Raw genomic sequence first — 12,427 nt, forward strand, 5'->3', positions numbered from 1 at the left:
CCGCGCCCGCGCCGGGGGCGTTCACCGGGCGGCGGCCCCGCCCAGCGCCAGTCGCACCGGGTCCCGCGTCTGCGCCCCTTCCGCGTACGCGGCGGCGTAGGCGTCCTCGCCGAGGGCGGCGCGCAGGCGGTGTTCGGCTTCGACATGCGCGACGTGGAACGGCTTGAGCCCCGTCAGCGCGACGCCTGTCGTGCGCAGGAGCCGGGCCGCCGCCCCCATCAGCCGCGCCGCCCGGCCGTGGTCCCCGGTCGCGGCGGCGGCCCAGGCCAGCGCCTCCACGCCCCAGACGGGCCCCCACCGGTCACCGATGGCCCACTGGCGGCGCAGCGAGTCGCGGAACAGGCCGAGAGACCGGTGGGCGTCGCCGTGCCGCAGCTCCGCGAGGCCCATGCCCCACAGCCCCCAGGAGTGGGCCCAGCCCGCGCGGTGGGCGTCGGCCTCGGCGGCGTACTCGCGCCCGGCGGCGAGGGCGGCCCCCCGCTCGCCGAGGAACGCCGCGGCCATGGCCCACATCATGGTCGCCATGTGCGCGTCGCCGACCTGGCCGCCCGCCCGGAAGCGTTCCCTGGCGTCGGCGAGGAGCGCGATGGAGTCGGCGTCGCCGTGGGCGAGCAGGGCGAAGGCGCCCTCCATGTACGCCAGTACGGCCGGGGTCACGCCGTCCTCGACCACCCCGCCGAGCCGCACGGCCTCGGCCAGGAAGCGTTCGGCGGCGGGCTGGTCCCCCTGGCACAGCGCGATCCAGGCGGCGAGCGCGAGACCGCAGGACCGCAGCGGGACGGGGGCCTGCGGGGCGAGGTCCAGCGCGTGGGTGAGCCAGTGCCTGCCCTCGCCGAGGGAGCTGCTGAAGAACCAGTACCGGGTGCGGGTGAGGTTCGCGGCGATCTCGAGGCCCGCCGCGGCGTCGCCCCCGCCCGTGACGCTGAAGTCGAGGGCGGCCCGGAGGTTCGGCGACTCCAGCCGCAGCCGGGACAGCCAGGCGACCTCGCCGGGCCCGCACCACTGAGCGGCGGCCCGCGCGGCCAAGGACCCGTAGTGCGCGCAGTGCCGCCGCCGCAGCGGCACCTGCCGCCCCGTCTCCCTGAGCCGCCCCTGCCCGTACTGCCGCAGCGTCTCCAGCATCCGGTACCGGGCGGGCGACCCGGTCGTGTCCACGGTGAGCACCGACTTGTGCACCAGGGCCGCCAGCACGTCCACGACGTCCTCGCGCGCGGGCCCGCCCGCGACGACACCCGGGGCGCGGGAGGCGTCCTTGCGGGCGGGCTCCACCCAGGAGGCGCCCGTGCAGCCGGCGCCCTCCTGCCCGGAGTCGCGGCAGGACACGGCCTCGCCGTCCGGATCCTCCGGGCACACCGCCTCCGCCGCCGCCAGGTCGAAGCCGCCCGAGAAGACCGAGACCCCGGCCCACAGCCTCCGTTCGCGCTCGTCGCACAGGTCGTGGCTCCAGTCCACGACGCCGCGCAGGGTGCGCTGGTGGTGGGGGCCGGTGGCGGAGAGGAGGCGGAAGCGGTCGTCGAGGCGGTCCAGGACCTCCTCGGCGGAGAGCGTGCCGAGGCGGACCGCGGCCAGTTCGATCGCCAGGGGGATGCCGTCCAGGCGGCGGCAGAGGCGGCCCACCGCCTCCTGGTTGCGGGCGGTGATCCGGAAGTGCGGCGCGCACGCCTCGGCGCGGTCGGCCAGCAGCCGCACCGCCTCGCAGCGCGTCAGCGAAGGCGCCGCGCCCCGCTGCCGGGGAACGCCCAGGGGCGGTACGGGCAGCAGGTACTCCCCCGGGGCCCGCAGCCCCTGGCGGCTCGTGGCGAGCACCCGCAGTCCCGGTGCCGCGCCCAGCAGCGTGCCCAGCAGCTCGGCGGCGGCTTCGGCGACGTGCTCGCAGTTGTCGAGGACCAGCAGCAGCTGCCGCTCCCGCAGGTGTTCGACGAGGACTTCCGTGCCGGGCCGCAGGGACTGGTCGGGGATGCGGAGCGCCTCGGCGACCGCGCGGTCGAGCAGGCGCGGTTCGGTCAGCGGCGCGAGGTCGGCGAGCCAGGCGCCGTGCGGGAACGCCCACGCGGCCTCGGCGGCGGCGCGCAGGGCGAGGCGGGTCTTGCCGACGCCGCCGGGCCCGGTGAGCGTGACGAGCCGGGCGCTGTCGAGGAGCTTGCGGGTCTTGCTCAGCAGGGCTTCGCGCCCGACGAACGTCGTCGTCTCGGCGGGCAGGTTCCCTTTGGCCCGGGGCCCGCGCGGTGACGGCGGCGCGTTCAGCGCGGGATCGGCGGTGAGGATGCGCTGGTGCAGCCGCCACAGCTCGGCGCCCGGGTCGACGCCCAGTTCGTCGCCGAGCAGCGTGCTGACGGTGCTGTAGCAGTCGAGTGCCTCGCTCTGGCGGCCCGAGCGGTAGAGGGCGAGCATCCGCTGGGCCCAGAAGCGCTCCTGGAGCGGGTGGGCGGCGGTGAGCTCCCGCAGCCGGGGCAGTACGTCCGCGTGCCGCCCGAGCAGGAAGTCGGCGTCGGTGCGCAGCTCCAGCGCGCTCAGCCGCCGTTCGTCCAGCGCGGGGACGACCTCCAGGGCCAGCCGTTCCGACGGTACGTCCGCGAGCGGCTCCCCGCGCCACAGGGCCAGCGCCTCGCCGAGCAGCGCGGCGGCCCGCTCGGGCGCGTGCGCCGCGGCTGCGGCGCGGGCCCGGTCGACCAGGGTGTCGAAGCGGTGCAGGTCGAGGGCGCCTTCGGGGACGTCGATGACGTAGCCGCGCGGGCAGGTGCGAATCGGCTCGGCGGTCGCGGCGGAACCCAGCGTGCGCCGCAGCCGCAGCACGTAGTTCTGCAGGGCGTTGCGCGCGCCGTCCGGCGGCTCGTCCCAGAGCCGGGTGATGAGGGTGTCGGTGGGGACGACGTTGCCCGCGTCGACGAGCAGCGAGGCCAGCAGGGCCCGCTGTTTCGCGGCCCGCACCGGCACGGGTCTGCCGTCGGCGAGCACCTCCAGAGGCCCGAGGATCCGGTACTCCAGCTCCGCGTTCTCCACCCCAGCTGTCACGTTCCGTCATAATTCCAGCACCGCGCGTGAGTGTCGAGTGACCGTCAAGTGACCGCCGCGACAGGGCCGCTCGGCACCATCGCAGTCATGGAGGAGCGGCCCGCGTCAGGCGCGCCGCCACCGCGATCCAGAAGGAGACCGGGACATGACCAAGTCTCGCCGCTTCACCCCTTACGCCCTCAAGCTCGCGGCCGTGGCGGTCGCGACGCTGCCGGTCCTCGCCGCCGTCACGCCGGGGGCGGCGGCGGCCCCGTCGGCGCAAGCCAAGGCCCCGGCCGGGGTGATGAACGCCCTCACGTGCACCACGGACACGGACGGCTGGACCGGGCACGCGCACTGCAAGAACAACACCAACCAGGTGCGGGCCTTCCGTGCCGTCGTGGTCTGCGGGGCGTGGCCGGACGCCAGGGGAGCCTGGAAGACCCTGCACCCGGGCGGCTCCGACGTGTCGAGCGCCCGCTGCTTCGGCGGCACGGGGGTCGGCAGCGTGAGCTGGCAGGAGGGCTGACCCGCGGCTAGCGGGTCCTGAGCGGAGGGGCGCCGTCACCACGGGGGTGCGGCCGGTACGGACGGCGCGGGCAGCGCGCGACCCGTACGGGACGTATGACGTGACGGCGCCCTTCCTCATGAGCACCCAGGAATGCCGGAGCCTTCCGCGGGCGTTGGACCTGTTCATGCCGACCTCTGACCCCATCGCGCAGCCGGACGCCGGCGATTCCCGCACGCCCACCCGCATGCCCCTGGCCGTCTACATGCTCGGCCTGGCCGTCTTCGCCCTCGGCACCAGCGAGTTCATGCTCTCGGGACTGCTGCCGCCCATCGCCGACGACATGGACGTCTCGATCCCGCGCGCGGGCCTGCTCATCTCCGCCTTCGCGGTCGGCATGGTCATCGGCGCCCCGCTGCTCGCCGTGGCGACGCTGCGCCTGCCCCGGCGCACCACCCTCATCGCGCTCATCACGGTCTTCGGCCTGGGCCAGGTCGCCGGCGCCCTCGCCCCTTCGTACGAGATCCTCTTCGCGTCCCGCGTGGTCAGCGCCCTGGCCTGCGCCGGGTTCTGGGCGGTCGGCGCGGCCGTGGCGATCGCGATGGTCGACTTCGGGCAGCGCGCCCGCGCCATGGCGGTGATGATCGGCGGCCTCTCCATCGCGAACGTCCTCGGCGTCCCGGCCGGCGCCTTCCTCGGCGAGCACTTCGGCTGGCGCTCCGCGTTCTGGGCGGTCGGCGCGGCCTCCGCGGTCGCGCTCGTCGGCGTCCTCACGCTGATCCCGCGCATCCCGCTGCCCGCCGAGAAGCCGCGCCTCAAGAAGGAGATCGCGATCTACGCCGACCGTCAGGTCTGGCTCTCGGTCACGATCACCGCGCTCGCGGCGGGCGGCGTCTTCTGCGCCTTCTCCTACCTCTCCCCGCTCCTGACGGACGTGGCGGGCCTTTCCGACGGCTGGGTCCCCTCCGTCCTCGGCCTCTTCGGTCTCGGCGCCCTGGTCGGCACGGCGATCGGCGGCCGGGTCGCGGACGCGCACCTCTTCGGGGTGCTGCTCAGCGGCATCGCGGCGTCCACGGTCTTCCTCGTCGCGCTGGCGCTGTTCGCGGCGACCCCGGCGGCGGCGATCACGCTGTCGTTCCTGCTCGGGGTGAGCGCGTTCTACACGGCCCCGGCCCTGAACGCCCGCATGTTCAACGTCGCGGGCGCCGCCCCGACCCTGGCGGGCGCGACGACGACGGCGGCGTTCAACCTCGGCAACACCGGCGGCCCCTGGCTCGGCGGCACGGTCATCGACCTGGACTTCGGCTACGCGGCCACGGCGTGGGCGGGCGCGGCCATGACGGCGGCGGCGATCGCGGCGGTGGCGGTCTCCCTGCGCCTGCACCGCAGGGCCGGGAGCCGCGTGGTGACCACCTCGGCCACGCACACGACCCCGGCCCCGTCAGCGGCGGCTCCTCACTGATCGTGTCGTGTCGCGCCGGTCATCGTCCGAGGAGAGCGATGCGGATGGCGCGTTCGACGTGTTCGGCGGCGCTGGCGTGCCCTTCCGCGTCGGGGTGCACCAAGGTGGCGCGCTTGCCGACGACACCGCAGTTCAGCAGGGTGCCGGGGAGCTTGGCGGGCCAGTAGTCCCCGGCCTCGCCGCAGATCCCTTCGACCCACTTGGTGTCGGCGGGCTCGGCGGGCTGACAGGCGTCGTGGCCCGGGCTGGAGGAGTAGATGTCGACGTAGCGGTCGCCGAAGAACGACGAGACCCGCTTGATCGAGCCGTTCAGCGGCTCAAGGACGTCCTCGCGCAGCCAGTTGACGTCGGCGTGGCTGATCGAGCCGAGTTCGGTGAGGGAGGGCCGGTTGCAGGCACTGGCGTCCTCCGGCAGGACGGCCGGGCAGCCGACCGTGATCACCTTGGCGTGGGGCGCGGCGTCATGCACGTGCGCCAGCATGTCGACGTACGCACGCTCGACCCGGGAACTCGTGTCCGCAGAGCCCCCGGTCGGCCCCTGAACGTCGAACGCATCCATGAGCTCCGTTCGCTCCAGGTAGTCACGCGACTACGTGGTGAAGCCAAGGGAGGGGACGCGGCCGACCGACGGGTGCGCCGGGTGGCCACCCGGTCGGCCGGGGATCAGGCGGGCCGCCCCTTGGGCCTGCGCAGCCCCGCCCCCGTCAGCCTGCGCACGAGTTCCTTCGACCCCACCTCGACGGCCCCCGCGCGCACCGCGTCCTCGTACCGCTCCGAGGGGATGTCGTAGTGGTCGCCGTCGAAGGCGCGCCGCGGTGCGCCGATGGCGGCGGCGAAGGCGTGCAGTTCCTCGTGCGAGACGTCGCTGACCAGGTGGGACCACATGCGGCCGTGGCCGGGCCAGGTCGGCGGGTCGATGTAGAGCGTCATGTCAGTTTGCCCACGGGGGCCACGACGACGCCCGCCTTGCCGCACACCCAGTGCGGGTCGGGCCCCAGCTCCGGTTCGACGTCGAGGGCGTGCGGGTCGCCCTCGACACACACGGGGCACAGCGGCCAGCGCCCGTAGCGCTCAAGGAGGGCGTCCTGCACGTCCTGGGCGACGAGCCCGGCGACGTACGAGATGCCCTCGGGCCACTGCTCGACCCACCAGCGGCGGTGCGCCACCGACTCCTCGACGAGCGAGACGACCTCGGCCTCGGCGACCTCACGGGCGACGAGGTCGGCGAGGACGAGTGCGCGAGCGGCGTGCAACGCCTGCTCCAGGGGGTCGATCGTGTCCATGGAGCCATTGTCACCCGATGCGCGCCGTACCGGGTCTTGACCGCCTCCGCCGGTGAAAATACCTTTCAGAGGTGACCAATGAAGTGAAGGAAATTTTCGCGGGCGCCGCTCCCCCGGCCCCCGCCGCCCTCGCGGCCAAGGTCCGGACCCTCGCGCCGTCGATGACCCGCTCCATGCAGCGCGTCGCCGAGGCCGTCGCCGGCGACCCCGCGGGATGCGCCGCCCTCACGGTCACCGGCCTCGCCGAGCTCACCGGTACCAGCGAGGCGACGGTGGTCCGCACCGCCCGCCTCCTCGGCTACCCCGGCTACCGCGACCTGCGGCTCGCGCTCGCGGGCCTCGCCGCCCAGCAGCAGTCGGGCCGGGCGCCCGCAGTCACCGCGGACATCGCCGTGGACGATCCTCTGGCGGACGTCGTCGCGAAGCTCGCCTACGACGAGCAGCAGACCCTCGCCGACACCGCCGCCGCGCTCGACACGGTGCAGCTCGGCGCCGCGGTGGCCGCGCTCGCGACCGCGCCCCGCGTGGAGATCTACGGCGTCGCCGCCTCGGGCCTGGTCGCCCAGGACCTGGCCCAGAAGCTCCTGCGCATCGGCCACATCGCGCACGCCCACTCCGACCCGCACCTGGCCGTCACCAACGCCGTGACGCTGCGCGCCAAGGACGTGGCCATCGCGATCACCCACTCCGGTTCCACGGGTGACGTCATCGAGCCGCTGCGGGTCGCCTTCGAGCACGGCGCCACCACGGTCGCGATCACCGGCCGCCCCGACGGGGCCGTCTCGCAGTACGCCGACCACATACTGACCACCTCGACGGCGCGCGAGAGCGAGCTGAGGCCGGCCGCCATGTCGTCCCGCACGAGCCAGCTCCTCGTCGTGGACTGCCTGTTCGTCGGTGTCGCCCAGCGGACGTACGAGACGGCCGCGCCCGCGCTCGCCGCCTCCTACGAAGCGCTCGCGCACCGCCACAGCCCGCGCGGCGGCAGCAGCCGCTGAGCGGGGCAGCCGCGACCCGCCCACCATCCACCCCCCACGGACACGAAAGAGCCGCCACCACCATGACCTCCATCGAAGACTACGGAGAGCTCCGCGCCCAGCTGGCCACCCTCACCACCGAGGCGTTCCGGCCCGAGCTGTCCGAGATCGACCGGCTGGGCACCCTGGAGATCGCGCGGATCATGAACGGCGAGGACGCCACCGTCCCCGCGGCCGTGGCCGAGCAACTGCCGGCCATCGCCGCCGCGATCGACGCCACCGCCGAGCGCATGGCGGGCGGCGGCCGCCTGATCTACGCGGGCGCGGGCACGGCGGGCCGCCTCGGCGTGCTCGACGCCTCCGAGTGCCCGCCGACCTTCAACACCGACCCGAGCGAGGTCGTCGGCCTCATCGCGGGCGGGCCGGGCGCGATGGTCGAGGCGGTGGAGGGCGCGGAGGACAGCAAGGAACTGGCCGCCGCCGACCTGGACGGCCTGCGCCTCACGGCGGCCGACGTGGTGGTCGGCGTCTCGGCCTCGGGCCGCACCCCGTACGCGATCGGCGCGGTCGAGCACGCCCGTGCGCGCCACGGCGCGCTCACCATCGGCCTGTCCTGCAACGCGGACAGCGCGCTGGCGGCCGCCGCCGAGCACGGCATCGAGGTCGTCGTCGGCCCCGAACTCCTCACCGGCTCCACGCGGTTGAAGGCGGGCACGGCCCAGAAGCTCGTCCTCAACATGATCTCGACGATCACGATGATCCGCCTCGGCAAGACCTACGGGAACCTCATGGTGGACGTACGCGCGTCGAACGAGAAGCTGCGCGCCCGCTCCCGCCGCATCGTCGCCCTCGCCACGGGCGCCGCCGACGAGGAGATCGAGGCAGCGCTCGCCGCGACGGACGGCGAGGTGAAGAACGCGATCCTCACGATCCTCGGCGGAGTCGACGCCGCGACGGCGGCGGAGCTCCTCACCACGTCGAAGGGCCACCTGCGCGCGGCCTTGGACAACTCCCGGACCGGCTGAACCAGGGAGCATGTGTACACACCTGTGCGTACACTCGAGGCATGAGCGAGAACGTCACCATCCGGGAAGCCCGCGCCCACCTCGCCGAGGTCGTCGACAAGGCCGAGGCCGGCGAGGTGACCGTGCTGACCCGCAAGGGAAAGCGTGTCGCCGCCCTGGTGCCCATCGAGGTCCTGGACGCGCTGGACGAAGCGGCCGACGAGCTCGCGGCGCGCGAAGCCGAGCGGCACCGTGACGACCCCACCGTCGGCATGGCCGAACTCCTGGCGGACCTCTTCGAGGGGGGCGGCGGCAAAGCTGCGGGCGATGCCGCGTGAAGTACGCCTTCCGCTTCACCACGCACGCCCAGCGCCAGCTTCGGTCCATCGACCGGCAGCAGGCGCTGCGCATCCTCACGGCCCTCGCCGCGCTGGGCGACGACCCATACCGCGACGACGCCGACACCAAGAAACTGACGGGGCACGACGGCTTGTACCGGTTGCGCATCGGCAGCTTCCGCGTGGTCTATGAGATCCAGAACGACGTACTGGTCATCCTCGTCGTCCATGTCGGCAACCGCCGGGACGTGTACCGCGCCATGTGAGCCGAAGCGCTCCGCTCATCGCGGCCACGCTTGGGCCCGCCGGTTCAGCTCCCGCACCTTGGCCCGGAGCACGTCCTCCGGCGGCACGTCACCGACCGACCCCGGCGGGCAGTCCCACTCCCGGCCGCCGCCCAGCGGCCGCAGCTGCACGAGGCCGCCCTCGCAGCCCATCACCTGCCCGACGCTGCCGTCCCGGAAGTCCACGGCGTACGTCCCCGTCTCCGGCACGTTCGGATCACTCACCGCGCCGCGCCTCCAGTACGCAGGCCAGCCGCAGCGCCGTGTCGAGATTGCAGCGCCCCAGTTCGACCAGGGGCAGCGCCCCCTCGGCCGCCGCCGTCAGCGGGTCCACCCGCAGCGAGGGCAGCGTGACCCCCGCCCTGTCGAGACCCGCCTTCAACTGCCGTACGGCTTCCTCCGCCGCCCGCACCCGTTCCCGTGCCGTCAGCGCCATGGGCTCCGCCTTCCTACCGAGTGTCGTCGTTACGTCACCTAGCGTGTCCACCGCTGCGTAGGCTGAAAAGCGCAGCCGACCCAACAAACCCCCCTGCGCGGTGGAGGAGTTGTTCATGACCCGCCCCAAGGACCTCGACCCCTCCTCCAACCCCAGGGCGTTCCTCGGGCCCTCGGCTCACCGCTGTTCGTGAGCGGCACGTTCATCGGTCAACTGGAGTCCGGTACGCGCCGGATGCACCTGGAGTACGCGCGCCACTTCGACGAGACCCTCGGCACGGAGGACTTCTTCACCCGCAACTGCGGGGCGCTCGCGAAGTCGAAGTACCCGGACCACTTCGCGGAGGCGGCGGAGGCGGAGGCGGTCGCCGTCTCGATCAGGCAGTACGCACCGCTGCTGATTCCTGGGCTGCTACAGACGAGGGGTTACGCGCATGCCGTGTTCCGCGCGTATCAGCCGACAGCGACAGAGGGCGACATCGAGGGACTGGTGGCCGACCGGCTAGAACGAGCGCGCCTTCTGGACGACCCAACAACCCCGTTGTTGTGGACAGTACTTGACGAAGCCGTACTACGCCGGAAGGTCGGCGGCGCGGCCGTGATGGCAGAGGCGCTGCTTCACGTAGCGACTCTGGCGCAGAGCTGCCGGATCATCGTGCAGGTACTGCCGTTCGCGGCAGGCGCACACATGTCGCTGGGCGGCACGCTCAAGCTGATGAAGTTCGCCGACGCACCCCCGCTTGCCTTCGTGGATGGGCTCGGCATCGGGCGGCTGGAAGACGATCCGGCCACAGTGGCCCGGCACGAACTGACCTACGCTTCGGTAGGAGCCAGCGCACTGTCACCTCAAGAATCCCTGGCCCTGATCCAATCCGTGGCAGAGGATTACGCCCATGAGGACTACCCCTGAGCACCACCTGACTACGGCAACTTGGCGCAAGTCCAGCTACAGCGCGGGCGACGGCGGCGACTGCCTCGAAGTCGCCGACGGCCACCCCGAAGTCGTCCCCGTCCGCGACTCCAAGAACCCCCAAGGCCCGAAGCTCATGTTCCCCACAGTGAGCTGGTCCGCCTTCGTCACGCACCTCAAGGAAGCCTGACGACCCGGCCCCGAAGCTCAAGCCACCAGCCCCGAGCGCTGCTTCTACGGAACGGGAGGCGGGTCTCAACCCGCCCTCCCTCCCCCGGAGTTGACATGATCGCGGACTTTCCGCGTTCGGCTTGCCACGCACCGTGACGACGCTCTGGCGTGCCCACATAACGAACAACCCCCGCCAGGTGCTGCGAACACCTGCGGGGGTCTGACCACGAGGCGAATCGAGACTTCGACCCGTGGCTATGACCACGAGATCGAATCGAGACTTCGACCCATGGCTGACGCCAACCTTAGTACCGCCCCCTGCACAGCGCACGCGACCCCGCATCCGACGCCACACCCCATGGCGAGTCCGGGGTACGGAAAGCGTTCGACGCCCGGTCAAATCCCCCGCACCAACCACGACTTCGCCCACCTCCCGCCCCGCGAGGCGGCCATCGCCGCGTACCTCGACCGGCTTCCCGACGGCGCGGACATCTCCGTGAAGACCCTGGCCAAGGAGCTGCCCTACGGCCAGTGCGCGCTCCGCACGGCGTTGAACAGAATCCAGGCGGCGGGCCACCTGCGGCGCGGCAGGGAACACGTACGCGGAACCGGCAGCGCCCGCTGGATCACCCGAACGTGGTTCTCCCGTACCGCGAGGGACGACGACTGGTGGACGGCGTTCACGCGGGGCGACGTGCCGGAAGAGGCCGAGCCGGACGGGCCCCGGCGGCAGCCGACCCGCAGCCGGGCGTTCATCCTGTTGGCGGCGCTGGGCAGGACCGCGCCCGCGCTGTCCCTCTCGTACATCGACTGCGTACGCCTCGAACCGCAGGTCACGCAGTGGTTCGCGCGCGGCGCCACCGAGCCGGACATCCTGCGCGCCCTGACCACGGGGCTCCCCACCCCCGTCCACAGCCCCGCCGCGCTGGTCCGCAGCCGCCTGACCTCCAAGCTGCCCCCGGAACCCCCACCGCCCCGCCCCGCCCCACTCCGCTTCCTGGAATGCAGCCACTGCGGAGCCCCGGGCCGCCCCGAGGCCCTCCCAGGCGGCACCTGCGGCCCCTGCCGAGGCGAACCGACGCCCACCACGGCAGCGGTCCTACTCCCAGAGGCCGTCCGCGCCCACGTGACGGCGCTCCGCACCGCCGCCAACTCTCCCCACGAAAGGACACACGCATGAACGCTTCCACGGTCCGACGACATAGGTCCGGGGCACGATGGAAGGGAGGAGGCACCACCATGACCCCTGGCACCGATGAACGCCCGCAGATGTCCGTTGAGGAGTTCGAGGAACTGGCCCGCCGCGCTCCCGAGACCGTGTCGCTCGAATTCCTCGGCGGCAGGGTGTCCGTCAAGCACGGCCCGATCTGCGTCGAGGACTTCGAGGAACTCGCCCGCGTGGCCCCCGAAACGGTCACGCTCGAACTGATCAACGGAAAGCTAGAGGTCAAGCCCGTGCCGGACGGCGACCACGGCGAGATCATCATGTGGCTGCTGCGCCAGTGCATGATGCAGCGACCCGAACTCGCCCTGTATCCCGAACAGGGCCTGCGCATCGACACGTACCGGAAGGGGTGCATCAAGCCCGACGGGGCCCTGGCACCCGTCGGCTACTTCGCCGGGCAGGACGAGTGGGCGTCCCCCGAAGGCGTCCTGATGACCGTCGAGGTCACGTCCGGCGACCGCGACACCGAACGCCGCGACCGCCAAGAGAAGCCGCGCGCCTACGCCTATGCCGGCATCCCCGTCTACCTCCTCATCGACCGGGACAACGACACCGTGGTCGTCCACAGCGCCCCGCAGAACGGCGTCTACCAGAACCGCCGCCCGTACCACTACGGCTCCACGGTCCGTCTCCCCTCACCCGTCGCCATCACCCTGGAAACCGAGAAGCTGAAGGACTACGTCACCTGACCATGAAGGAAACCGCCCACCTCTTACGCAGCGCCGAGAACACGAGCCGTCTGCTGGCATCCATCGAACGTCTGGAAAGGGGCGGCGGTACGGTCCGGAAACTCGCCGATCGGGACCCCGAGCCAGCCTCCACGGAAACGCCCGAGGGCG

General features: G+C 72.7%; 15 protein-coding genes and 1 pseudogene. 10 read left to right on the forward strand and 6 right to left on the reverse strand.

Features of this window, described 5'->3' with window-relative positions; translation table 11 throughout:
- Positions 1-21: 21 nt before the first annotated feature.
- Entirely contained in the window at positions 22-3,012 is a 2,991-nt protein-coding gene (locus tag KKZ08_RS17350) for a BTAD domain-containing putative transcriptional regulator (protein ID WP_223775327.1), read from the reverse strand.
- A gap of 145 nt (positions 3,013-3,157) precedes the next feature.
- On the opposite strand from KKZ08_RS17350, the gene KKZ08_RS17355 reads away from it, so the two are divergent.
- Both KKZ08_RS17355 and KKZ08_RS17360 read left to right on the forward strand, forming a co-directional pair.
- Positions 3,158-3,520: a hypothetical protein gene (locus KKZ08_RS17355; RefSeq protein ID WP_223775328.1), complete on the forward strand. Its 363-nt coding sequence runs from the start codon at positions 3,158-3,160 to the stop codon at positions 3,518-3,520.
- A gap of 226 nt (positions 3,521-3,746) precedes the next feature.
- A complete protein-coding gene (locus KKZ08_RS17360; RefSeq protein ID WP_223779092.1) occupies positions 3,747-4,961 on the forward strand; it encodes a Cmx/CmrA family chloramphenicol efflux MFS transporter in 1,215 nt (404 codons plus the stop codon).
- A 19-nt stretch (positions 4,962-4,980) separates the two neighbouring features.
- On the opposite strand, the gene KKZ08_RS17365 is transcribed toward KKZ08_RS17360, so the two are convergent.
- The 3 genes from KKZ08_RS17365 to KKZ08_RS17375 form a co-directional block, all read right to left on the reverse strand.
- Positions 4,981-5,430: a hypothetical protein gene (locus tag KKZ08_RS17365; RefSeq protein WP_223775329.1), complete on the reverse strand. Its 450-nt coding sequence runs from the start codon at positions 5,428-5,430 to the stop codon at positions 4,981-4,983.
- Positions 5,431-5,624: 194 nt separating this feature from the next.
- Positions 5,625-5,891, reverse strand: a complete 267-nt coding sequence (locus KKZ08_RS17370) for a DUF4031 domain-containing protein (RefSeq protein ID WP_223775330.1) — start codon at positions 5,889-5,891, stop codon at positions 5,625-5,627.
- Positions 5,888-6,244 carry a hypothetical protein gene (locus KKZ08_RS17375; protein ID WP_223775331.1) on the reverse strand — a complete coding sequence of 119 codons (357 nt, stop codon included), beginning with the start codon at positions 6,242-6,244 and terminating at the stop codon, positions 5,888-5,890. Before KKZ08_RS17375 ends, KKZ08_RS17370 begins: the two co-directional genes overlap by 4 nt.
- A gap of 71 nt (positions 6,245-6,315) precedes the next feature.
- On the opposite strand from KKZ08_RS17375, the gene KKZ08_RS17380 reads away from it, so the two are divergent.
- The 4 genes from KKZ08_RS17380 to KKZ08_RS17395 all read left to right on the forward strand — a co-directional run bounded on the left by KKZ08_RS17380 (position 6,316) and on the right by KKZ08_RS17395 (position 8,829).
- Entirely contained in the window at positions 6,316-7,242 is a 927-nt protein-coding gene (locus KKZ08_RS17380; protein ID WP_223775332.1) for a MurR/RpiR family transcriptional regulator, read from the forward strand.
- Positions 7,243-7,304: 62 nt separating this feature from the next.
- Positions 7,305-8,246: an N-acetylmuramic acid 6-phosphate etherase gene (murQ, locus tag KKZ08_RS17385; RefSeq protein ID WP_223775333.1), complete on the forward strand. Its 942-nt coding sequence runs from the start codon at positions 7,305-7,307 to the stop codon at positions 8,244-8,246.
- A gap of 41 nt (positions 8,247-8,287) precedes the next feature.
- Complete coding sequence (locus tag KKZ08_RS17390; protein ID WP_223775334.1) at positions 8,288-8,563, forward strand: type II toxin-antitoxin system Phd/YefM family antitoxin; 276 nt, start codon at positions 8,288-8,290, stop codon at positions 8,561-8,563.
- Entirely contained in the window at positions 8,560-8,829 is a 270-nt protein-coding gene (locus KKZ08_RS17395) for a type II toxin-antitoxin system RelE/ParE family toxin (RefSeq protein ID WP_223775335.1), read from the forward strand. The genes KKZ08_RS17390 and KKZ08_RS17395 overlap by 4 nt, the downstream gene beginning before the upstream one ends.
- A 15-nt stretch (positions 8,830-8,844) precedes the next feature.
- Here the strand turns inward: KKZ08_RS17395 and KKZ08_RS17400 are convergent, their stop codons facing one another.
- Together KKZ08_RS17400 and KKZ08_RS17405 are read right to left on the reverse strand one after the other, a co-directional pair.
- On the reverse strand, positions 8,845-9,072 hold the full coding sequence (locus KKZ08_RS17400) for a hypothetical protein (RefSeq protein ID WP_223775336.1): 228 nt from the start codon (positions 9,070-9,072) through the stop codon (positions 8,845-8,847).
- Positions 9,065-9,283 carry a hypothetical protein gene (locus KKZ08_RS17405; protein WP_223775337.1) on the reverse strand — a complete coding sequence of 73 codons (219 nt, stop codon included), beginning with the start codon at positions 9,281-9,283 and terminating at the stop codon, positions 9,065-9,067. The genes KKZ08_RS17400 and KKZ08_RS17405 overlap by 8 nt, the downstream gene beginning before the upstream one ends.
- A gap of 115 nt (positions 9,284-9,398) precedes the next feature.
- Here KKZ08_RS17405 and KKZ08_RS17410 point away from each other — a divergent pair.
- The 4 genes and pseudogenes from KKZ08_RS17410 to KKZ08_RS17425 all read left to right on the forward strand — a co-directional run bounded on the left by KKZ08_RS17410 (position 9,399) and on the right by KKZ08_RS17425 (position 12,277).
- Positions 9,399-10,192 (forward strand): annotated as a pseudogene (locus KKZ08_RS17410) (DUF5753 domain-containing protein).
- Positions 10,176-10,382, forward strand: a complete 207-nt coding sequence (locus tag KKZ08_RS17415) for a DUF397 domain-containing protein (RefSeq protein ID WP_223775338.1) — start codon at positions 10,176-10,178, stop codon at positions 10,380-10,382. The pseudogene KKZ08_RS17410 and the gene KKZ08_RS17415 overlap by 17 nt, the downstream one beginning before the upstream one ends.
- Positions 10,383-10,721: 339 nt before the next feature.
- On the forward strand, positions 10,722-11,543 hold the full coding sequence (locus KKZ08_RS17420) for a hypothetical protein (RefSeq protein ID WP_223775339.1): 822 nt from the start codon (positions 10,722-10,724) through the stop codon (positions 11,541-11,543).
- Between the two features lie 59 nt (positions 11,544-11,602).
- Positions 11,603-12,277: a Uma2 family endonuclease gene (locus KKZ08_RS17425; RefSeq protein ID WP_223775340.1), complete on the forward strand. Its 675-nt coding sequence runs from the start codon at positions 11,603-11,605 to the stop codon at positions 12,275-12,277.
- The last annotated feature ends 150 nt before the right edge of the window (positions 12,278-12,427 follow it).

Origin of the sequence: Streptomyces sp. 135, assembly GCF_020026305.1 — a bacterium.
Lineage (GTDB): Bacteria > Actinomycetota > Actinomycetes > Streptomycetales > Streptomycetaceae > Streptomyces.

What these genes read in the sequence shown, in the direction of transcription:
- KKZ08_RS17355 (WP_223775328.1), top strand. Translation starts at nt 3,158, where the DNA reads ATGACCAAGTCTCGCCGCTTCACCCCTTACGCCCTCAAGCTCGCGGCC.
- KKZ08_RS17360 (WP_223779092.1), top strand. Translation starts at nt 3,747, where the DNA reads ATGCCCCTGGCCGTCTACATGCTCGGCCTGGCCGTCTTCGCCCTCGGC.
- KKZ08_RS17370 (WP_223775330.1), bottom strand. Translation starts at nt 5,891, where the DNA reads ATGACGCTCTACATCGACCCGCCGACCTGGCCCGGCCACGGCCGCATG.
- KKZ08_RS17375 (WP_223775331.1), bottom strand. Translation starts at nt 6,244, where the DNA reads ATGGACACGATCGACCCCCTGGAGCAGGCGTTGCACGCCGCTCGCGCA.
- murQ (WP_223775333.1), top strand. Translation starts at nt 7,305, where the DNA reads ATGACCTCCATCGAAGACTACGGAGAGCTCCGCGCCCAGCTGGCCACC.
- KKZ08_RS17390 (WP_223775334.1), top strand. Translation starts at nt 8,288, where the DNA reads ATGAGCGAGAACGTCACCATCCGGGAAGCCCGCGCCCACCTCGCCGAG.
- KKZ08_RS17405 (WP_223775337.1), bottom strand. Translation starts at nt 9,283, where the DNA reads ATGGCGCTGACGGCACGGGAACGGGTGCGGGCGGCGGAGGAAGCCGTA.
- KKZ08_RS17415 (WP_223775338.1), top strand. Translation starts at nt 10,176, where the DNA reads ATGAGGACTACCCCTGAGCACCACCTGACTACGGCAACTTGGCGCAAG.
- KKZ08_RS17420 (WP_223775339.1), top strand. Translation starts at nt 10,722, where the DNA reads ATGGCGAGTCCGGGGTACGGAAAGCGTTCGACGCCCGGTCAAATCCCC.
- KKZ08_RS17425 (WP_223775340.1), top strand. Translation starts at nt 11,603, where the DNA reads ATGACCCCTGGCACCGATGAACGCCCGCAGATGTCCGTTGAGGAGTTC.